The organism is Novacetimonas hansenii JCM 7643, assembly GCF_000964405.1.
Taxonomy (GTDB): domain Bacteria; phylum Pseudomonadota; class Alphaproteobacteria; order Acetobacterales; family Acetobacteraceae; genus Novacetimonas; species Novacetimonas hansenii.
In genome coordinates, this window is sequence record NZ_BANE01000210.1 from 1 (window position 1) to 20,021 (window position 20,021).

The following is a 20,021-nucleotide window of genomic DNA, read 5'->3' on the forward strand; positions in this document are numbered from 1 at the left end:
CAAAAAGGCGGCGTCTTCTGAAGCTTTTTGGAAAAAGCTTCACCGGAAACCTTTATGATTTCAGTATGTTATCTGGCCTGACTTTTCAAACAGTTCCTTAAATAAAGGGAGGCACCCTTTATGGCACTTGTTATCCCATGAAACTGCAATGGCTGTCTTTTGGGGAATATAGCAAAAGGAAAACCGTCATCCGTCACATGCGCGGCATGTAATGAATGACGGTTCCATTTCACCCTGGGAAATGCTCAGGGTGTGTTCTGCGGACCGGCTGGGCGCAGCTTCGCGACCTGTGCCGCAGTGACGGCAGGGTCGCCGCTCCCGAAGGTTTTCATGACGTAATTGACCACATGCGCGATTTCGGTATCGCTAAGGCGCTGGACATCCGAACTGGCGCCAAAACCCGGCATATGCGTATGCAACCCATCTGCCGTCCGGTCCACGCCCTGCAGGACTGTCATGATCAGGTTATCTGGGCGCCCGGCCCCTGTGACCGAGTTATGGAACAAAGACGGGGCATAATGATCGGTCGTGCCCGCCCCGTTCATGCCATGGCATGCGGCACAGTTCGCGTCATAGACATGCTGTCCGTCCATTTCCGTCAGGTCGTCGATGCGCGTCAGATTGCCGCTGCGTATATCGGCCTCTTCCACAGGGTGACCAAAATTCTGGCGGGGTTTCTGTTCGGCGCTGTCTTCTTTGGCCGGTACCTGCAAGATATAGGCGGCAAGTGCATGCAGGTCCGCATCCGTCAGGTGGCTCGTGCTGTGTTCGACCGCTTCACCCATCGGGCCTGCAGCCTGGCTGAGGCCCGCGACATGGCCGGTATGAAGATACTGAACAAGGCTGTCCTCGCTCCATCCACCGATGCCGCTTGTCTTGCTTGATGTGATATTGGGGGCATACCACCCCGCCAGCGGCGCACCGGCAAGGTAGTTGTCCTGCTCTTCGCTCATCATCATGTTGCGCGGTGTATGGCAGGTGCCGCAATGTTCAAGCGCGGTTGCCAGATACTTGCCACGCCGCATCTTGTCGAACGTTGCGGAATCGCCACTTTCCGGCGGGACGGTGCCTGCCACCATATTCCATGCACTCATGGCGATACGCAGGTTGGCCGGAAAGTTAAGCGACGTGGTGGGCGGGCTTTCCGCCACCGGTTTTACACTGTGCATGAACCATGCATACAGCGCCTTGACGTCCTCGTCCGTTATCCCGGAATACGATACATAAGGCATTGCGGGATAAAGGTGGCTGCCATCACGGCGCAGGCCATGGCGCAGACTTTTTTCAAAGTCTTCTTCGGTATATTTTCCAATCCCGTGGTCGGGGTCGGGCGTGATGTTGGTGGAGATGACATCGCCCATCGGCGTTGCGATCTTCAGCCCCCCGGCAAAGGGCTTCCCACCCGGAGCGGTATGACAGGCCACGCAGTCGGCGGCCGTGGCCAGGTATTCCCCACGGGCGAGGACAGCCGCCGATGTATCCTGCGCCCGGGCGGCGGGGAACGACAGCGAAGCAAGGGTCGTCCCTGCCGCCATGATGGACCACAGGGCTTTGCGCACGATATCAGGCATGGGAGAGTTCTTTTTTCAGCGTATCGGCGACACGCAGGGCAAGGGCAGCCACCGTCAGGGTAATATTGCCGGTTCCAACCGAAGAGAAGACCGACGAACTCGCCATGAACAGGTTCTCATGGTCATGTGTGCGGCAAAAGCCGTCCACTACGGAATCCTTCGGGTCCGTGCCCATGATGGTACTGCCGGCGGGGTGGTCCTGCGGGAAATATCCCGGTGTCCATTGTTCGTCCGTGCCATGCATCAGGCCGATCAGCTCACGGAACATGCCGCGCGTATGTTCGCAGCTTTTTACCGTGTATTCGGGAAGCTTGTAATAGACTTCCGGGTGCGGAATACCCAGTACGTCCTTGTGCGTCTGACTCAGTGTCAGGCGGTTCTGCGGGTCTGCAATCCCTTCATTATGGCTGAAGAGCCGGACGGTATGGGACGCGAGATAGCGTATCTGCTCCTCCAGTTCGCGTCCGACATACCCCTTGGAAATCGCCAGCGCCGTCGCCAGATCCACCTGGTTGTCATCGACCATGTGAACAAGGTAGGCACCACGGGTGTCACGCCATGCACCATCGCGGAAATTGTCGATGACGTTTGTTTCCAATGGCCCGCGCCCAGGCCATAGTGCCTTGTCCCCACTGATGAAACTGACCTGCACGCCGGTATGGTCCATCATGTTGCGACCGACATGGCCCGAACTGTTGGCGATGCCGTCGGGGCTTTGCTCGTCCGCGGAAACCAGCAGCAGCTTTGCCGTTTCGATGCAATGGGCCGCAATGACGAAATACTTGCCCGTCACGCGGTGGCTGCCCTTGTCGGGGTCATAATAATGGACCGCCGTCACGCGCTTGTTCGCGCTGTCGCGTTCAATCCGGTAGACCACGGCGTTGGGGATGAACTTCGCGCCCGCCGCCTCGGCGTGATACACTGAATAGCTGCCATTATACATTGCCCCGATGGGGCAGATCGGCATGCAGTTATTATGCCCCTCGCAGGTGGGACGGTTGTCATAGGGACGCGTGTTGCGTGCCTGCGGTTCATGCACGACGCGCCAGGGGGTCTTCTCGCTGATCAGCTTGCGGAACTGTTGCGCGGCATAGGAGATCGGCAGCGCTTCCATAGGGTATGGTTGCTGGCGTGGGGAACCGAGGTCTTCCACCGACGGGTCGGGACCACAGACGCCCATCATGACCTCGGCCTGGTAATAGAACGGCTCAAGGTCTTCGTATTTCAGCGCCCAGTCACGTCCCTGCCCATAGCGGCTTTTCAGTTCGAAATCAGACGGCAGGTAACGCCATGCGCAGCCGGCCCAGTGCCATGTGGTCCCCCCCATCATGCGCAGGTACACCTGCTGGTACGCTTCGGCATCGGGGCCGGTCGTGTGCAGGTATTCGTTGGGGGTGATCTGGTTGGGGGGATGGATCGCCCACGGTACCGATGGGAATGGCCCCTGATAGGAGGGCTTGTTTTCGAGGTTGCGGAAATTTTCCACGAAATGCTGGCGGTCCACCCTGGGGCCAGCCTCCAGCACGATGACGGAAATACCGGCCCGGGCCAGTTCGTTGGCGATGGAACTGCCCGCGACGCCGGACCCGACGATCACGACATCCGCAGAAAGGTTGTGTTCGGAAGACATTGCGCGACGCTCCGGCTGTCAGGTGGGTTCCACGACGAATGTCGAGGGCGAAAGGGCTGGCTCGCCGGTTGGAACGGCCACTTCCGGTGGGGTCTGGGTCCAGTAGAACGGGCCACCCGCCGCATAGGTCTTGGGATAGACGGCGTCCTTGGTGATGTCGAACATCAGGGCGGAGCGGTAGACGACGACCTTGTGATCCGCAAGGCCGCGGTACCAGCCCGTCATGATGTCATGGATGACGTCCTTGAAACCCGGGTCAGCCTGTTCGGCGGCCTTTGCCAGGTCATGCGCGCTGGCAAAGCTGTTTTTGGTCATCAGGTCATGCAGGCGGCTGACCTGGTCGCGGCGCGTGGGCGTGGCATGAACGATTCCCGCGAACAGGGCATGGCCAATTCGTATGTCGAGGGTGTCACGATCCGTCAGGCGTTGTGACACGGCCATGAATGCCGCGATGTCGGCATCATCGGATGTGGCTGCAGCAGCCCCGGTGGCGCCAGCCAGTGCGGCCCCCATCCCACCCATGAGGACATCACGGCGCGACATGCGCAAAAGCCGGTTCAGTCGCGCACCGTTGGGGGTGAAAAGATGTAGGTCAGCAGGAAAACAGCGCTGCTCTGTAGCCATTTAGCGTCGCCTCTCGAAGACGTTTGGTCCAACCGCGATGTCCATGACAGGGTATGGCCGTAACGATGCAATAATGTCCGCATCATTACAGCTTTTTCATTTATTCCGGCAACCTCTGACCTACTCACCTATGGAATGGCTGCCGCGCGAACAGGTGGTATATTCCATATGGATTTCATAAAATCCGCATATTACAGCCAAAAAACAGGGAAATTTCCTCCCTGTTCCTCAATCGTGATGAACAGATTTTCGGCTTGTGGGTAATGATGATCCGGTAGCAAGAAAAGATGTATTTTTATTCCGGGTTTTTACGGGCTGTTATGGGTGGGAAAGCCCGTTTTACGTATCAGGAGATGTCGGCCATCAGCGAAACATGTGCGGCGATTACTTTCCACCCGTCGGGTGTACGAAGCCAGGTCTGGCTCTGGCGGCCTATGCGGGTTCCCCCGATACGCTGGAATTCAAGGTCAACCGTCGCCACATCCTGCCCCAGTGTGGTGATGACGCGTCGCAGGACCGTGCGTGGCGGCGACCCACCGGTACGGGCTCGGCGAAAGGCTGCGATCTCTGCAGCGCCATAAAGGTTTTCGCCCACGCCATATCGTACCGTTTCCGGACCGTCATAAAACAGGCCATCAAGGGTTTCGATACGGTTATCGGCCAATGCCTGTTCATACAGGTCCGACATGGCGGTGACTTCCGCGAGGGTGGCGGGATTGTTCAGTTCCGGCATAGGAAGCTCCTCGGTCTGCGCGCATCGTGTCGTAATATGTGCTTTGGCGGTCTGTGGCTGGGTGCGGGGCATGATGTTTCAGGATTGCAAAGGCACCGGCCCCGAACCTGACCCCGACGCGTCCGCATGGGGGGCAGTATTGCGTACTCTATCGCGGGATTGGAAATATTGCGCCACCATAACCAATCCGAAGCCGATCGCGGCAAATCCTGCCGACAGGATCGGCAGGCCGCCATATGATCCATGCATTCCCACCAGAATTCCCCCCGCCCATGCGCCGATGGCATTGCCGAAATTGAACGAACTCTGGTTCATCACTGCGGCAATGTTGGGGGCAGATCCGGAACAGGCCACCACATAGGATTGCAACGGCGCCATGGGGGCATAGATACAAACGCCCCACAGGAATAGCAGGACGAGGCAGCTCCATACATGCAGGCTGCCTGGTGCAAGCAGGATCTGGATAATGGCCACCGCGCCCATCAGGCCCGCGCAGGATGGAAGCATCTTCCAGTCCGCCAGCCGCCCGCCCAACAGGTTCCCAAGACACAGGCCCGCGCCAATCATCAGCAGGACGCTATCAATCACATGTTCCGTCAGGCCCGTCCGGATGTGCAGGAATGGCGAGATATAGGTGAACAGCGTGAACATGCTGGCGGATGTGCACATGGAAACCAGCATCATTGTGACGACCAGCGGGCGCGTCATGGCGCGAAACTGTTCATACAGGCGTATGGTGGGGCCAGCCTTTCCGTCCTGTGGAATCCATAGCCATATGGTGCCCCAGGCGGCAGCACCCACACAGCAGATCAGCCAGAATGCGATACGCCATGACGTCATCTGTGCCACAACCGTGCCTAGTGGGACGCCCAGGATCATCGCCAGTGTCAGCCCGATATAGACGAGGGACAGAGCCTCGGCGCGTTTTTCTGGCGGAACGAGCTTGCCCGCCATGATGGACGCTGCGCCATAGAACGTGCCGTGGGAAAATGATGTCAGAACCCGTGCGATCATCAGCGACCAGTATCCCGGCGCCACTGCGCTGCAGGCGTTTCCCGCGATGAAGATCGCCATCGTCAGCAACAGCGTATCCCGACGCGACAGGCTGTTGGTCATGATTGCGACCAGGGGGGAGGCAATGGTCACGCCGATCGCATATCCCGACACAAGCATTCCGGCCTGCGCGATGGTAACGCCCAGCCCATCGGAAAGTTGGGGCAACAGGCCCATGACGATTGTTTCGGTGGTCCCAAGCCCAAACGCCCCGATCGCAAGGGCCAGCAGTGCAACAGGCAAGAACGTCATCCTTTTTGCGCAGATCATGCAGGCGGACGGCATCCGCCATGTCATTGGGTTTTTCATACCGCCTGTGGCTGCGCCAGTGTTGGCATGGGGCGTCTGATCTTCGTGATTTACTATTGATATCTGGCAGGAAAACTGAAACGTCTTCAGGAAACCCTGTCCGCCCGCTAGAGATTTGTAATATTCTGAATAATAAAAGTTTTTTGTGAATCCCGTTCCGGGGAAAACATCAATGGCGTCGTCTTTCCCGAAACAGGGGCCGCAGGTAAAAACATTTGCCCCCACTGCAACCGTGGGGGCTTCGGCATGAAATTGTGCCTGGTGGTTTGTAAGGCCGGTGACGTCATGCACTGCATAAAATACATGCATTGCACGGGCATTATATTGGCGGGTCGGTCGGGATGGGTATGTATGTTTATTCCCGCAGTCCCCCTGCGAAGTCATGGAAGCGGATTTTCAAAAGGCTGCTGATACCTGTAAACGTACCACGGCCTGCCAGGTGCGGGCGGGCGCAGTAAGTGGCGGGCCGTGGGGCCATGACAGCAGGGGGCGGTATCGATGCGTGTTTTTACATTTTATGGGTGGTATGGGCATGTCACCTGAGATGGTGCATCTGTTGCTTGAACTTCTGTCTGGCGTGGTCGTGGGGTTTACACTCGGGCTGATCGGGGGGGGCGGGTCGATCCTTGCCGTGCCGCTGATGGTATATGTCGTGGGTGTGCCCAATGCACATGTGGCAATCGGCACCAGCGCCGTCAGCGTGGCAGCGAATGCGCTGGTCGGGTTGGGGTACCATGCACGGGCACGCACGGTTAAATGGCGGTGCGCGGGCATCTTTGCCTCATGCGGGATACTGGGTGCGCTTGTCGGTGCATCGGCGGGCAAGGCAGTGGATGGGCAGAAACTTCTGCTGTGTTTTGCGGTCCTGATGATTGGTGTCGGGTTCCTGATGTTGCGTGGGCGGCATGATCGGGGGTGCGCCGATGCGCAGTGTAACCGCGACAACGCACCGCGTGTCATGGCCTTTGGTGGGGTGACGGGGCTGCTGTCGGGATTTTTCGGTATTGGGGGTGGGTTTCTGATCGTACCCGGCCTGATCGCATCGACACATATGCCCATACTCAACGCCGTGGGCACGTCACTGGTGGCGGTGGCGGCATTCGGCCTCAGTACCGCCATCAGCTACATGATGTCGGGATATGTTGACTGGGGGCTTGCGGTGTTGTTCATCGCGGGGGGAACGCTCGGCAGTTATGGTGGCATGCGGGTGTCGCGCCGTATGGCGGGGTCATCCGGGATGCTGACCGTTTTTTTCGCCGGGGTGATTTTCTGTGTGGCGACATACATGATCTGGCGTAGCCTGCATGGCTGACCATGGTGTGTCACACCATCTGCCCCATTAATGCATCAGCCCCATGACATTAGGCATGGGGCTGATGCCCGCTCCTATCGAACGGCAGCCTGTTTCCTGCCCGTCGGATATGTACCCATGATATTGGGGACAGGCCAGTATAATAGAGCAGGCTGTCAGACCGCAGCAGTCCCAGCACCCTTATTCCCCGCCGGTGGAAGGCAACGTGGTGGCGCTATATCGTTCTTCACGGTCCAGGCCGTGTTCAGCCCTGAGAGCGCCAGCGTAGGCCCTGTCGGCCAAGCATCCATGCCTGGGCCATGCCGTGTCGCAGGGAGGCCCGTTCCTCGTCGGCCAGTCCCTGCCGCCACAGCACGGTATAGAACACCACAAGTCCACCGGCCCCGATGGCGCCGCCCAGCAGGTGCGTAATGTTCGGTAATGCAAGGAGCATCGTGCCCACCCCGGCGATTGCCGTGGGAATGAGGTGGCGCAGCATCTGTGACAACCATGGATAAAGGCGGATACCCAGGCGTATGCGCACCACGCAGTCCATCACGCTGCGGCTGGCCCACGCAAAGGCGGCACCATCAACCCCGAACCAGTGCAGGAACAAAAGCAGCAGCGGGATATAGACCACCACCTCCACTACCGAGAGGATGGCGTTCATTTCCGCCCGTCCGATCCCATCAAGGAAACCGGCGGCCACCGCATCCATGCCAAAGACAAAGACCCCGATACTGAGGCATTTCATGATCAGTGTGCTGTGCAGCGCAAAATCCGGCCCGACCCACAGCGTCAGGATATCGTGACTGAAGAGGGAGCCGAGCAGGCAGAACGGAAACAGCAATCCCACCACTGTCAGGATGCTGTTGCGATAAAGTGCGACCGTTGCGGTGGTATCGGTGCGCCAGCATGCGGCCATTGCAGGATAGGCCGTGCTGGTCACTGCCATGGTGATCATCGACAGGCGTGCGACCACGTCAAAGGCGGTGGTATAATATGCCGTGACCGCAGCGGACAGGACGGTGGCGATCATGAAGCGGTCCATATAGGACAGGATGGGAAACATCAGGTTGGAAATGGTCATCCACCCGCCAATCCGAAACAATGGGCGCAGCAGGCCGAACGCCGGACGTGCGCGGCGCAGGGATGGCATGATACGCAGGCAGACCGCACCATATCCCACAGTCATCGCCAGGCGGCACAGCGCCAGTACCAGCATAACGCCCACCAGGCTGTTCCAGACCTGTAATACAAGCAGCGGGCCAAGATAATACATGATGGAAATTGGGATATTGATCAGGTTGGCCGTGCGGAATGCCTGATACGCCGACATGACGCCCCACATGGCGGCGTTGATCATCACCAGTGGCGCGGTGCCACACAGCACCCACATCGCAATCATGGTCTGGTGTTGCAGGTCGGCTGGAATCTTCAACCCGTGATAGACCCAGAACCGCACGCACAATGCTGCGATCCCGCCCCCGATCACCCCGAAAAGGCCAAGTGTCAGGATGCCCGTTAACGTCAGGCTGGCGCTTTCTTCTTCTTCCCCGTCCGCGATACGTTCTGCGATGGCGCGTGTCAGCGCGCGGCCCAGCCCGAAATCAAAAATACCGAATGTCCCGACAAGGCTGAGCGCAATGGTCAGCACCCCCCATCGCGCCAGCCCCAGCCGGGTAATCAGCGGCGGTGTCACCAGCAGGGCGACGGCAACCGGCCCGATACGGCCAAGCATGTTCCAGCCTGCATTGAATAATACTGTCTGCATTCGGGTCAGGCGTGCATGGTCCGTGGGTGTCATTGAAATATGATCCTGCCCGTTCTGCGATACTGATGCATCAGGTGATGGTGACGTCCGCCATGGCATGGCAGCCGCGATCGGCTGACCTGGCGGGAAGAGGGGAGGGCGTGGCGCGAAAATCTTCCCGCTATCAGGGGGAGGACGGCCGGAAGGCCTCTTCGGGTGTGGCAGGTAAAGGAAAATCCGCGACCAGGGGGATGGCAGGGCTGGTCTCTTCCACCGCCCGCACTGTGGTGGGGGACGGCAGCGCATATCCGTCGGGATGGATCAGGCGCCAGCGGAATGCGGTTTCAACAATGTCATCAAGTGCGGCGATACGTGGCGTCCACCCTGTTTCACGACGCAGGCGTTCCGATCCCGCGATCAGGGTGGCAGGATCGCCCTGCCGTCGCCCCGACCATGACCAGTTCACCGTGCGCCCTGTGACGCGTTCGACCGCACGTATGACGTCAAGGTTTGAAAATCCTGTTGTATTGCCAACGTTATATGTAACGCTGCGGGTCTCGATCTGCTCCAGTGCCATAAGATGTGCATGGGCAAGGTCGGTGACGTGAATATAATCACGCACGCATGTCCCGTCTGCCGTTGGATAATCCGCGCCAAAGATCGACAGGTCGGGGCGACGGCCCAGCGCCGTATCAATCGCCAGCGGGATCAGGTGGGTTTCGGGCCGGTGGTCTTCGCCTGCGCGCCCCATCGGGTCAGACCCCGCCGCATTGAAATAGCGCAGGCATGCACTGTGCATTCCATAAATCGTTTCGGCCCAGTGCAGGACGCGTTCAATCAGGAACTTGCTTTCCCCATAAGGGGAGCCGGGATTGACCGTGGCATGTTCCATGATCGGCTGCTGTTCAGGGGTGCCAAACAGGGCTGCTGTGGATGAAAAGACGAAACGTGGAATGGCATGATGGATGCACATTTCAATAAGTTGAAGGCTGTTGAGGTAGTTTTGTCGAAGGTAGGTAAAGGGAACACGCATGCTGTCCCCCACAAGGGACAGGGCGGCAAAGTGCAGGACACCATCGAAGCGTTTATGCGTCATGACCGTGTTAAGGAGCGCCTGATCCGACAGGTTGCCGACAACAAGTGTGACATCCGGCGGAACCGCGGCACGATGCCCTGTGCTGAGATTGTCAAAGACCACGACGGAATGGCCTGCATCGCGCAAGGCAAGGACAACATGGCTGCCAACGAAACCGGCGCCCCCTGTGACAAGGTAATGCATCGTATTTTCCCTGTGGTACTGCACTGCGATATGAACTTGTGTGGCAGGGACATGCCGGTGGGACCATGCCTCTGGCTGCTTTTCGCGAACGACAGGGCTGTGGCTACGGTTGCATGATGTTGGGGGGATAGAGTGAAATTTAATATTTCATTTCTGTTTTATTATATCACGGAATAATAAAATATATCGTATCATGCTGTATTTGGAAGGGAATTTTGCATCCCCTACCGGGATTGCCATGCCGTGTCATGGGTGGGTTGCAGTCTTTCCTTGCTCTGTAAAGGAATGAACAGGATCGTCTGGTACGGAAATCGTATGGCGGGATGGAAATATTTTTGATCCCATGTAAAACCCGTCCGGTGACTGGCCTGTTCCCTTGCGGAGGTCATGCAGCAGACAGGATCTGCGAAAGGAACGGGACATGGATGCACCCAGACATCATTACGCCGCTTTGGATGGGGTGCGTGGCTTTGCCGCCCTGTCGGTGATGATCTATCACCTTGGGCACTGGCTGGATGTGCCGCAACTGGCGGTCAATAGTGGTCTTGCCGTGGACCTTTTTTTCTGCCTCAGCGGTTATGTGCTGTCGCTTTCATATGACACGCGCATGACGGGGTCGCGCGGCCTGTCGATGGGACAGTTCTTCAGCCGGCGTCTTGTTCGCCTCATGCCCGTGGTCGTTGTGGCCACTATTCTGGGGGGGGCTTATGTCATATTGCGGGCGTATCTCAATGGTGGGGATGTCCCCTATGCGGCGTTGTGTGTTGCGCTTGTCCTGGCGTTACTTAATCTGCCATATCTCTTTGCGCCCCATGAGATCGGTGGCCCGCAGGTTTTTCCGCTCAATGGGCCGCAATATTCTCTGTTCCTTGAACTGTTCATCAATCTGTTGTGGTGGATGACCCGTCGTCTGGATCAGCGCCTGCTGGCGGTGGCCATGGTGGGAGTGTGCCTGCCGCTGGTATGGATGACCGGACTGGGGGGGGATGTGCCCGCCACTTTCTGGAGCGGTTTCCCAAGGGTTGGCGCATCCTTTTTCATGGGGGTGGCGCTGTATCGTTTCGCGCAGGTTATTCCGGCTGCCATTTCTGGCATGTCCATGTTTATGACATGTTTCTGTCTTATGTTGGTACTATTCTTCTGGCCCGGTGTGGCCTCACGCGGGGTGGAAATGGCATGGATTGCCATCTTCTCCCCCCTGCTGGTCATTTCTGGCGCCCGGGTCAGGATGCCGGCTGCCCTGACGCGGCTGTCCCTTTTGGGGGGGGAGGTCTCCTACCCGCTTTATGCGCTGCATTACCCGGTTTTCTGCTGGGTTAATGGCCTGTTCCAGGCAATGGTGCATGCACGCGTTGCGATTGTCGAAATCCCGCTGGTCTTTGTCATGGCTATTATGGTTTCTGTATTTGTCCTGAAGAAGGTTGATGAACCGGTCCGTCGCATGCTGTCGCACCGCAGTCCCCCCAATGCACCGGGTGGGCGTTCCTATCCGGTGGTGGGGGAGGCTTCGGCTGTCATGCCAGTGCATAATGAAAGATAACCCCTGACGCGACCAAGGAATGTCATTGCATAATAACGGAAAAATGGAATATTCCCCTTGAGCAGATAAAATGCGCTTCCCCCGATGGGGCGCAGCATGAATGTAAGGACGGTGCCGGGGCTGAGGTGGTTGTTGCGCATGACCCGCCCCATCCCCGCGCCATAGCTGTAGGCGCGTGCGATATTAAGGGAAACGGGCTTGTCAGGATGGATGATGCGCAGATCAGGAAGATAAAGACCTGAAAATCCTTTTTTCAGAAGGCGTAAGGCAAGGTCCTGTCCCTCGGCGGAGCCAAAGGGCGTGCCCGGCCCGATATTTTCATCAAACCCGCCGACAGCATTGAAGGCGTGACGACGAATGAAGAAATTGAACTCGATCAGGCATGTCCAGACAGTATGGGTGTCGATGACGGTTTCCTCGGCCTTCCATCGTCCTGAACGACCTGTATGGCCTTCATGCGTGATGACGGAACCGGTTATGAATTCAGGCGAACGCACACCGCTGAATGTGCGGTTGACGGTCTTAAGGATATCTTTTGTATAAGCACAGTCATCATCAGGGAATGCAAGGATATCGCCCCCCGCGCGACTGGCGCCGAGGTTGCGGGCATGGTTGCATTTTCGGATGCTGCTGCGCAGGTGAAGGATACTCAGCCTGTCATTGAACTCCGTCACGACGGGGGCAAGCCGGTCATCGCCGTTCTGGTCCACGATAATGACTTCAAATGTCCTGAGCGACTGCTGCGACAGGGAAAGCAGGAGGTTGCGTAATTCTTCAACCCGTCCCAGCGTCGGTACGATCAGTGAAAAGAACATTGAAAAAAGCCCTCATGGGTTAAAGTGTCAGCATTTTTTCAGGTGATATGCGCCCCAGGATCGCGTCACGTATGGCAAGCCAGTTGCCAATGATACGCCCCCGACGGTCGATATAGGGTTCGGGCCACAGGCTGCGTATGGCATTCATCGCCATGTTGCGGCCAATACTGCGCAAGGCATGGTCCAGGGGAAACGTTCCCTTGCGCGACAGGTAAAGCGGGTTTGCCACCTGCGAATATCCCAGTTTTCGCCCCGGCGTACGTCCGGATTTGCTGCCCAGATGGATGCCCTTTGCGCCGTTGACGCGCACGATACGACCCTGCCGTCCCAGTTGACGTGAAAAATCAATGTCTTCGTACCAGGCATACAGGGGCAGCCGCTCATCAAAACGCAGTCCTGCCGATGCGATGCTCGACAGGCGATAGGCCATATTGCACCCATAACCGTTCCATGCCGCCTGTATGGCGGGCAGGGGGGGCGTGTCATTCACGCTCGGGTTCGCCAGCATGTCGCGCGCGGCCTCCACCGTCAGGCCCGGCCCCTTTGCCCCATCCGCCAGTACGCGCCCGGTCGCGACGACAATATCGGGGTCCATGGCAAAGGCGCGTGCACAGTGTGCGAGGTAGTCGGGATCGGGCAGGAAATCATCATCGAAAAACACGACGATATCCGCATCCCCCATATGCCGCAGCAGCAGGTTACGCTGATGCGCCAGACCCCGCGGCCCCTGAAGGAGGATCAGCCCTTCGGAAGGGGTCAGTCCGGTCATGTCCTGCATGGTGGGGGCACACACGATGATCCTGTGTGCCTGATGGGTCTGCCGGCCCAATTCCGCGATCGTTTCACGCAGGATGTCCGGTCGACCGCTTGTCGCGATACCGACCGTAATTTTCATGTTCCGTGCGGCGGGGGAGGGCGCATCAGCCATCGGGGCCTGTGTGGTGGATGTGCGCTGTGACAGGAGTTCGCGCGACAGCGCGACATGGCGCAGGGCATAGGATTTGGAATTGAGGCATGTATGCATGCGTTCACGCGCATTGCGCACCATCCGCGCGCATCGGTCCGGGTCACATGCCAGCGTGACAATGGCGTGCCCCATGGCCTGTGCATCCCCGACCGGGACATAAAAAACACATGTCCCGTCGAAATAATGACGCAACCCGCCGGTATCCGTGGCAATGACCGGCAGCCCGCGCAAGGTGGCTTCCTCGATCACCGTAATGCCGGATGCATGCAGGTTATGTGTCAGGGGGACCACCACGATATCGGCGGCATCATACAGCCCAAACAGTGCGTCGTTGTGCGTCGGGGTGACGCGCGTGACATGGGCGGCAGAGGGGGGAAGGCTGGCGGTTGCGATGGTGACATGGCACGTCACATCGGCAGGCAGGGAGGAGGTCGCGGTAATCAGCGTGGTCCAGTCGCGATGGCGGTCATTCCCGAGTGACAGGACCTGTATCGGGGCACCCGGTGCATGCCGGGGGGCAGGGTGGTCCGTCATTTCGTCCGCACGGATGCCAAACGGAATCCATTCCATCCTCTGCCCAGGGAAAATGGTGCGTGCCTGCGCCAGGTTCTCGGGGGACAGGAATGTCAGCATGTCCGCGCGTGACAGCAGGCTGCGCATCAACAGGCACCGCCATGCGGGTTCATGGGGCCAGCGATCCATCAGCCACACGCTCTGCGCGATCAGGGGGGGATGGGACGCGCCTGATGTCAGGCGGCACAGCAAAAGCACCGCCAGGGCCTGTGCCTCGGTATGGGTCCAGACCACGTCGGCGGACAGAATGCCCCCCCGGTTGCGCCAGGCCTGTACGAAATCGAAGCCAAGGATGAAGCGTACCCCATAACGCACAAGGCGGGAAAGCGGGCCTTCTACCTTGTCCTCGGATTGGGCGATAACGATGCCGGGTCCTGCCGCACGATAATACCCATAGGCATAGGGTTCGTTAATTCCAGGAATCTCGCCCTTTTTCCAGCGTGTATGCCAGTTTGTCGCGCCATAGCCGTAGCTGAGCTGGACAAAGGCGCGCAATGGGGGGGCAGTCTCTGTGGGCATGGGGGCGTCTCCTATGCGCGAATCTAGAAAATACCGACCGGGACAATCCTGAAATTACGCTCCGCCATATGTGCGATCAGGTCAGCATGGGCTGTCGCGGCGCGATGGCGGGTAGGAAAGGCATGGCAGTAAGCGCCTTCCAGAACCACATGCATGCCAAAACGCAGGTTGACCGTGCGGGCAAACCTGCCGCCATAGGCATATACCGCCATCCGTGATGTCATGGGCAGGGAGTAGGGAGTGCTGATGAAGATCTGCTGGCGGGCGGGATCGCTGATGCTGCACCATACCGACTGCGTGGCGGCCGCACCTGCCCCCTGCGCGCAGGCCATGACCATCATGCCCCCCAGATATAGCGACCCCAGCCAGTCGAAGGTCCAGCCCAAGGTATGGATGTGCCTCATGCGGTCATATCCTGTGCAATCTGTAACAGCGACTGTGCCGCCCTGTCCCATGTGAACTCCGCAACCCGCTCCTTGCCCGCGGCCCGCAGTTCCTGCGCCACGACGGGTGTGTCCAGGATACGCACCACGCTCTGTGCGATGGCGTCTGGATCGGCGGGATTGGCATAGATCGCGGCCATGCCACAGATCTCATGCAGGACGGGGATATCGGCGGCGACCACGGGACAGTGACAGGCCATGGCCTCCAGCGGGGGAAGGCCGAAACCTTCATACAGGGATGGAAACACGAAGCATGCCGCAGCCTCGTACAGCGCGCGTAGTTCGCCGTCGCTGACACGCCCGACATAAGTGGCAGGGTGGGGAAGGGTCTGTGTGCCGCTGGCATTGAATATGGTTGTGTTCACGCTGCCGCTGATGACAAGCGGGATGCCACGCAGCGACAGCGCACGCGCCACCACTTCCAGCCGCGCAAGGTTCTTGTGCGGGGCCAGATTGCCAACCGCGAGGACGAAGCGTTGCGCCTTGAGGTCATGACGGGCCAGGATGGTGGTGTCGGCGGGGGCGCGCACGATATGCTCTGCCCCTTCGCCCATGACCGAAATCCGTTCGGCGGGAATGCGCAGGTACCGCGCAAGTTCCATGCGGGAAAACTCGGAAACTGTAACAAGGCGTGTACGCGTACGGGACAGCAGGACATGCAGGACCCGGTACCACAGCCGGAATTTCCATGAATAGGACTCAGGATGCCCGAATACGCCTGCATCATGAATGATCACGATCTGGCGGCGCCCGAATAAGGGGGCCGTATTGCCAAGGTTGAGCAGGATTCCATTACGTGCAGCCATGGGCAGTTCGCATTGTTCCCACACCTGCCCATGGCGTGTACCCACCGTGCGGCGTGGCAGGGCTGGTGCATCATGTTCGGCAACATGCCCCGATGGTGTCAGAAGCACCGGCGTGGGCCGTCCCTGCGCATGGCTGACCCTGGCCAGGGCGTGGCAGATTTCAATCGCGAACCGCTGCACCCCGCTCAGGGGTTGGGTCATGAAGCGGCCATTGACATAGATGGCAGGTCTCACCAGAGCACTCCAAACGTTGCGCGCCACCTCAGGTCGGGGGGAGCAGTCCATAATGGCTGTAAATCCGGAAGGGGTGCCGCTCTGCTTCACCCAGGCTGTGCGGTGGGGCCTGCGTCAGTACTGCCCCCAGCGTGCGTGCGTCATAGGTGTGCAGCGTACGCATCGCCTGCACCAGTGTCGCGGCGCTGGTGCGTCCCCATTTGACCACCATCACCACCCCATCGGTCAGGCGTGACAGCACGGCCGCATCGGGAAATGCCAGTGCAGGCGGCGTGTCGAGCAGGATCATGTCATAGTGCGATCCCACCTGCGCCAGTATCTGTCCCAGTTCCTCGGGCAGGAGCATTGCACCGCCGCCCCGATGCATCATTCCCTCGGGCGTGAGGATGTCGACACCGGGCAGCACGTCGCGTTCCAGCCCCGCGAGCAGCGGGGACACCGGGGCATGGGTGTTGCGTACGATACTGACCGCACCCATGATGCGCATGGCCGATGGATTGCGCATGTCACAATCAATGACCAGCGCGCGTTGGCCGCATCGTCCCGTATTGGCCGCAAGCGACAGGGCGAAGGTTGTCTTCCCCTCGGCCTGCTCGGCGGAAGTCACGAGTACGACCTTGGCGCGAAAACGGCTGTGGCCAAAGGACAGGACACTGCGGATGGATTCCACCGTCTCCAGATACGCCGAACGGTCCCGGCTGGCATACTGGCGCGACAGTGACCCGGCGAAGGCCGGCACCAGTCCCAGCGCGAACAGGCCGGGTATGGCATCGAGTTCGGCTGTGCTGCGTACTCCCTTGCGCATCCGGTCGATGACCAGCGCGGAGCCTGCCCCCATCATAAGTGCGAAGATGAAGGCAATGAGCATATATTGCTTGCGCGGTGGCCCATAGGGGCCAAGTGGTGTTTCGGCCCGTGAAATCAGGTCGGCTTCCGCCACCTGAAGTTCCGCCTGTGTGGAGGTCTGGGCAAACCTGCCAAGATAGTCCTGATAGACCGTGCGTGCCGCGGTTGCCTCGCTTTGCAACTGGCGCAGGGTCACGTCCGCCTCATTTTCAGCAGTGACCTGCCCCTGTAGCCTGTCTACTTCGGCGGACAGGGCTGCGACGCGGGCTTCAGCGCTGGAGAGTTCCTTGGCGGCGCTGCTGGCGACACGCTGGATTTCCGCACCAATGCGCGCACGCACCTGTGCGGCGGCCGCACGTACCGATTGCAGGTCGGGATTGCCGTCCATGACCGTTTGACTCAGGCTTGCGGCGCGGCTGCTGATCTGGGCTTCCTGCGCCTGCAACTGCTGGATCAGGGGGGAGGAAACTGCATCGGGAATACTGTCGAGGCTGCCATTATGAATTGCGTTGCGTATTTCCGTATAACGCGCACGCCTGCTTTCAAGGTCGCCGCGTGCAGTAATCAGTTCACGGTTCATCTGGATCAGTTGCTGGTCGGTCACGGTCGTGCCACCGCCGTCGGCATTGCTGTTGCCGTTCGCGCCCGGCGCGCGCTCCAGCTCCGCCGCGATCAGGCCGTTTTTTTCACGGAATGCCTGCACCGCCTGTTCTGCCTTGCGCAGGCGTTCCCTCAGGGGGGCGATCTGTTCGTCAAGCAGGGCATTGGCCTGCCATGTCGCCGAGATTTTCATGTGGCGTTTGAAATCGAGATAGACATCCGCATAGGCATTGGCGATGCGCGCGCTGGTCGCCGCATTGACCGTACTGGCCGTGATGGTGATGATATATGACCGGCCGTCATTGAGGACCGTCACCCATTGGTTGAGCAGCAGGCTGGTGGCCTGGAGGCGTTCGTCCGCTGTCATCGGAATTTGTGGCGGTGGTGTCACGAACATGCGCGAAATTGCGTCGATCATGCGTTTACTGATCGGGACATGATCGAGTGCTTCCCGAAAATCCGGGTCATTCACCAGATCCAGTTTTTGGGCGACCGCACGGGCAATGGCCGGGCTGCGCAGGATGCTGACCTCGCTATTGACGGCCACGGTGTCCACCTCGGGGGAGGAAACCGTGGCCTGCAGATCGCGAAACGGGGCCTGATGTGTGCCGATGATCAGGATCGAAGATGCATTGTAGTACGGCCTGAGCGAGAATATGCCGATCCCCGCAGGGACCGCGATCCCCAATGTCACAAGGGCGATCGCCAGCCGGTGGCGCCCCATGATGCTGAAGGCATGCAAGGGTGAAACCTGCTGTGTTGCCGTTGGTTCCGGCGCGGGGCCGTTGAAGGATGCGGGCAATTGGAGCGTATTCATCACTTGCGTCCTTCCGAAAGGGTCGCTGTGGACAAAAGGGGCATGGTGGCTGCCTCTGTCCTGTGGGCAATCTTTAACGCGCGCCTTTCTGTGCCAGGACGGCAGGCACGGTCTTCACAAGGATGACGACGTCGCGCCACAGGCTCCAGTTCCGCACGTACCAGTTATCCAGTTGGACACGGCGTGTATAGGATGTGTCACTGCGGCCACTGACCTGCCACAGGCCGGTAATCCCGGGGCGGATGGCCATGTAATATTCCATGTCCTCGCCATAATGGACTTCTTCGGCCATGACGATCGGGCGCGGTCCGACAAGGCTCATTTCCAGGCGCAGTACATTGAAGATCTGCGGCAGTTCATCGAGGCTCGTCTTGCGCAGCAGCCGTCCGATGGGGGTAATGCGTGGGTCTGACGTCAGTTTGCGTGTGCTCGCCCATTCGGCTGCCGCCTGTGGGTCATGCGCCAGGATATCGGCCAGAATGGCGTCGGAATTGACCGCCATCGTCCTGAACTTCAGGCAGCGGAAAGGACGGCCATTGTGCCCGATGCGCATATGGCCAAAGATGGCGGGGCCGCCGTCGATGCGGACCAGCGCGTATACCAACGCCAGTAATGGAAAGATCGCCACCAGGACAAGGGAGGCTATGAAAAGGTCGAGCGCCACTTTCATGGCCCGGTGAACCGGTCGGTCCAGGTTGTTGCGGAACGTCATCATCATGGCGTCATGGCTGAAATATGCCTGGCACCCGTGGTCCAGCGGCAGTCCGTGCATTGACGGCATCAGGGAAAATGGCAGGCGTGTGCGGGTGACATGTTCGACCACGCGCCGCCCGTCACCATCATGCACGTCCATGACCAGCAGCAGTCGCGCCGCCCCGTGGCGGGCCAGCAGCATGCGGTGCAGGTGGGTGCCCGACATATGCAGCAGCCGCGATGGCGGGATGCAACCAACCGAGCGCAGGCCGGGGAAGCGTTCGCTGGAAAATATCTCAATGGCGCGACCGCAATCCTCGGGTTCGCCAGCCAGCAGTACGGGAATGCGCCACAGTCCCATGGCATGCAGCACCCGTTTCGTGATCTGGCGCAGTGCCACATCGACAAAGGGGAACATCATGAATGGAAACAAGGCAGAAAGGACATGTGTGTCAGGCCATGACAGCACAAAAACGACCATTCCCGCCATGGCTGCCGCCATGACGATCTGTGCCACCTCGTTCCAGAATGGGGGGCGATCGGTGTAATGGCGCTGATATGTAAAATAACCAATCATGACCACAAGCATGGCGCAGGGCAGGAAAAACACGTTTTCCAGTTCCATGTAATGAATGTTTTTTGGGAAAAACATTTCTTCGATGGCCAGGCATAGCGAAAATGCGGCACAATCCGCGGCAATCAGACCTGTTGTGCAGGAAAAATGTATATGTCGTAATTGGATGGTAGGCGTATGGATTCCCTCCACCTCGCCCAAGGGTGCATCACTACGCGGTATTGCCGCAGGGATGGGGCCGATGGCCGCGGGGGAGAGATGAGTATCCATGATATACTCCGCATTATTTCAAAATATGTAGAGCCAAGAATACTTGGTGCCGCGTTTTTTATTTGGTCCGGCAACGCAGTT

At 59.0% G+C, this 20,021-nt stretch carries 15 protein-coding genes; 2 read left to right on the forward strand and 13 right to left on the reverse strand.

Annotation, left to right across the window (positions count from 1 at the left end; all coding sequences use genetic code 11):
• Nucleotides 1-245: 245 nt before the first annotated feature.
• The 5 genes from B7G66_RS13115 to B7G66_RS13135 all read right to left on the reverse strand — a co-directional run bounded on the left by B7G66_RS13115 (nt 246) and on the right by B7G66_RS13135 (nt 5,863).
• Entirely contained in the window at nt 246-1,571 is a 1,326-nt protein-coding gene (locus tag B7G66_RS13115; protein ID WP_003619292.1) for a cytochrome c, read from the reverse strand.
• Nucleotides 1,564-3,201, reverse strand: coding sequence for a GMC family oxidoreductase (locus B7G66_RS13120; RefSeq protein WP_003619295.1), 1,638 nt, complete (start codon nt 3,199-3,201; stop codon nt 1,564-1,566). Before B7G66_RS13120 ends, B7G66_RS13115 begins: the two co-directional genes overlap by 8 nt.
• Nucleotides 3,202-3,219: 18 nt before the next feature.
• The gene (locus B7G66_RS13125) at nt 3,220-3,825 is read right to left on the reverse strand and encodes a sorbitol dehydrogenase family protein (RefSeq protein WP_040510675.1); all 606 of its coding nucleotides are present in this window, start codon (nt 3,823-3,825) and stop codon (nt 3,220-3,222) included.
• A 346-nt stretch (nt 3,826-4,171) separates the two neighbouring features.
• Complete coding sequence (gene hpxZ, locus B7G66_RS13130; RefSeq protein ID WP_040511838.1) at nt 4,172-4,558, reverse strand: oxalurate catabolism protein HpxZ; 387 nt, start codon at nt 4,556-4,558, stop codon at nt 4,172-4,174.
• 78 nt (nt 4,559-4,636) lie between these two features.
• Entirely contained in the window at nt 4,637-5,863 is a 1,227-nt protein-coding gene (locus tag B7G66_RS13135; protein ID WP_231106257.1) for an MFS transporter, read from the reverse strand.
• Between the two features lie 589 nt (nt 5,864-6,452).
• On the opposite strand from B7G66_RS13135, the gene B7G66_RS13140 reads away from it, so the two are divergent.
• Nucleotides 6,453-7,232, forward strand: a complete 780-nt coding sequence (locus B7G66_RS13140; protein ID WP_040511841.1) for a sulfite exporter TauE/SafE family protein — start codon at nt 6,453-6,455, stop codon at nt 7,230-7,232.
• A gap of 244 nt (nt 7,233-7,476) precedes the next feature.
• On the opposite strand, the gene B7G66_RS13145 is transcribed toward B7G66_RS13140, so the two are convergent.
• Together B7G66_RS13145 and galE are read right to left on the reverse strand one after the other, a co-directional pair.
• A complete protein-coding gene (locus B7G66_RS13145; protein ID WP_003619307.1) occupies nt 7,477-9,018 on the reverse strand; it encodes a flippase in 1,542 nt (513 codons plus the stop codon).
• Between the two features lie 130 nt (nt 9,019-9,148).
• A complete protein-coding gene (gene galE, locus B7G66_RS13150) occupies nt 9,149-10,243 on the reverse strand; it encodes a UDP-glucose 4-epimerase GalE (protein ID WP_003619309.1) in 1,095 nt (364 codons plus the stop codon).
• Nucleotides 10,244-10,664: 421 nt separating this feature from the next.
• On the opposite strand from galE, the gene B7G66_RS13155 reads away from it, so the two are divergent.
• Complete coding sequence (locus B7G66_RS13155; protein ID WP_003619312.1) at nt 10,665-11,783, forward strand: acyltransferase family protein; 1,119 nt, start codon at nt 10,665-10,667, stop codon at nt 11,781-11,783.
• Here the strand turns inward: B7G66_RS13155 and B7G66_RS13160 are convergent.
• The 6 genes from B7G66_RS13160 to wbaP form a co-directional block, all read right to left on the reverse strand.
• A complete protein-coding gene (locus B7G66_RS13160; RefSeq protein WP_003619314.1) occupies nt 11,729-12,598 on the reverse strand; it encodes a glycosyltransferase family 2 protein in 870 nt (289 codons plus the stop codon). The genes B7G66_RS13155 and B7G66_RS13160 overlap by 55 nt on opposite strands.
• Before the next feature lie 19 nt (nt 12,599-12,617).
• Nucleotides 12,618-14,657 (reverse strand): glycosyltransferase, encoded by a 2,040-nt coding sequence (locus tag B7G66_RS13165; RefSeq protein ID WP_040510677.1) that lies wholly within the window; start codon nt 14,655-14,657, stop codon nt 12,618-12,620.
• Nucleotides 14,658-14,680: 23 nt separating this feature from the next.
• Nucleotides 14,681-15,061, reverse strand: coding sequence for a hypothetical protein (locus B7G66_RS13170; RefSeq protein WP_003619318.1), 381 nt, complete (start codon nt 15,059-15,061; stop codon nt 14,681-14,683).
• Nucleotides 15,058-16,140 carry a glycosyltransferase family 4 protein gene (locus B7G66_RS13175; RefSeq protein WP_040510680.1) on the reverse strand — a complete coding sequence of 361 codons (1,083 nt, stop codon included), beginning with the start codon at nt 16,138-16,140 and terminating at the stop codon, nt 15,058-15,060. The genes B7G66_RS13170 and B7G66_RS13175 overlap by 4 nt, the downstream gene beginning before the upstream one ends.
• 28 nt (nt 16,141-16,168) lie before the next feature.
• A complete protein-coding gene (locus B7G66_RS13180) occupies nt 16,169-18,403 on the reverse strand; it encodes a GumC family protein (RefSeq protein WP_003619321.1) in 2,235 nt (744 codons plus the stop codon).
• 73 nt (nt 18,404-18,476) lie between these two features.
• On the reverse strand, nt 18,477-19,940 hold the full coding sequence (gene wbaP / locus B7G66_RS13185) for an undecaprenyl-phosphate galactose phosphotransferase WbaP (protein WP_003619322.1): 1,464 nt from the start codon (nt 19,938-19,940) through the stop codon (nt 18,477-18,479).
• Between the last annotated feature and the right edge of the window lie 81 nt (nt 19,941-20,021).

Coding starts and splice junctions, on each gene's coding strand:
- B7G66_RS13145 (WP_003619307.1), bottom strand. CDS start 9,018: ATGACACCCACGGACCATGCACGCCTGACCCGAATGCAGACAGTATTA.
- B7G66_RS13140 (WP_040511841.1), top strand. CDS start 6,453: ATGTCACCTGAGATGGTGCATCTGTTGCTTGAACTTCTGTCTGGCGTG.
- galE (WP_003619309.1), bottom strand. CDS start 10,243: ATGCATTACCTTGTCACAGGGGGCGCCGGTTTCGTTGGCAGCCATGTT.
- B7G66_RS13125 (WP_040510675.1), bottom strand. CDS start 3,825: ATGGCTACAGAGCAGCGCTGTTTTCCTGCTGACCTACATCTTTTCACC.
- B7G66_RS13180 (WP_003619321.1), bottom strand. CDS start 18,403: ATGAATACGCTCCAATTGCCCGCATCCTTCAACGGCCCCGCGCCGGAA.
- B7G66_RS13160 (WP_003619314.1), bottom strand. CDS start 12,598: ATGTTCTTTTCACTGATCGTACCGACGCTGGGACGGGTTGAAGAATTA.
- wbaP (WP_003619322.1), bottom strand. CDS start 19,940: ATGGATACTCATCTCTCCCCCGCGGCCATCGGCCCCATCCCTGCGGCA.
- B7G66_RS13165 (WP_040510677.1), bottom strand. CDS start 14,657: ATGCCCACAGAGACTGCCCCCCCATTGCGCGCCTTTGTCCAGCTCAGC.
- hpxZ (WP_040511838.1), bottom strand. CDS start 4,558: ATGCCGGAACTGAACAATCCCGCCACCCTCGCGGAAGTCACCGCCATG.
- B7G66_RS13170 (WP_003619318.1), bottom strand. CDS start 15,061: ATGAGGCACATCCATACCTTGGGCTGGACCTTCGACTGGCTGGGGTCG.
- B7G66_RS13115 (WP_003619292.1), bottom strand. CDS start 1,571: ATGCCTGATATCGTGCGCAAAGCCCTGTGGTCCATCATGGCGGCAGGG.
- B7G66_RS13120 (WP_003619295.1), bottom strand. CDS start 3,201: ATGTCTTCCGAACACAACCTTTCTGCGGATGTCGTGATCGTCGGGTCC.
- B7G66_RS13155 (WP_003619312.1), top strand. CDS start 10,665: ATGGATGCACCCAGACATCATTACGCCGCTTTGGATGGGGTGCGTGGC.
- B7G66_RS13135 (WP_231106257.1), bottom strand. CDS start 5,863: ATGACGTTCTTGCCTGTTGCACTGCTGGCCCTTGCGATCGGGGCGTTT.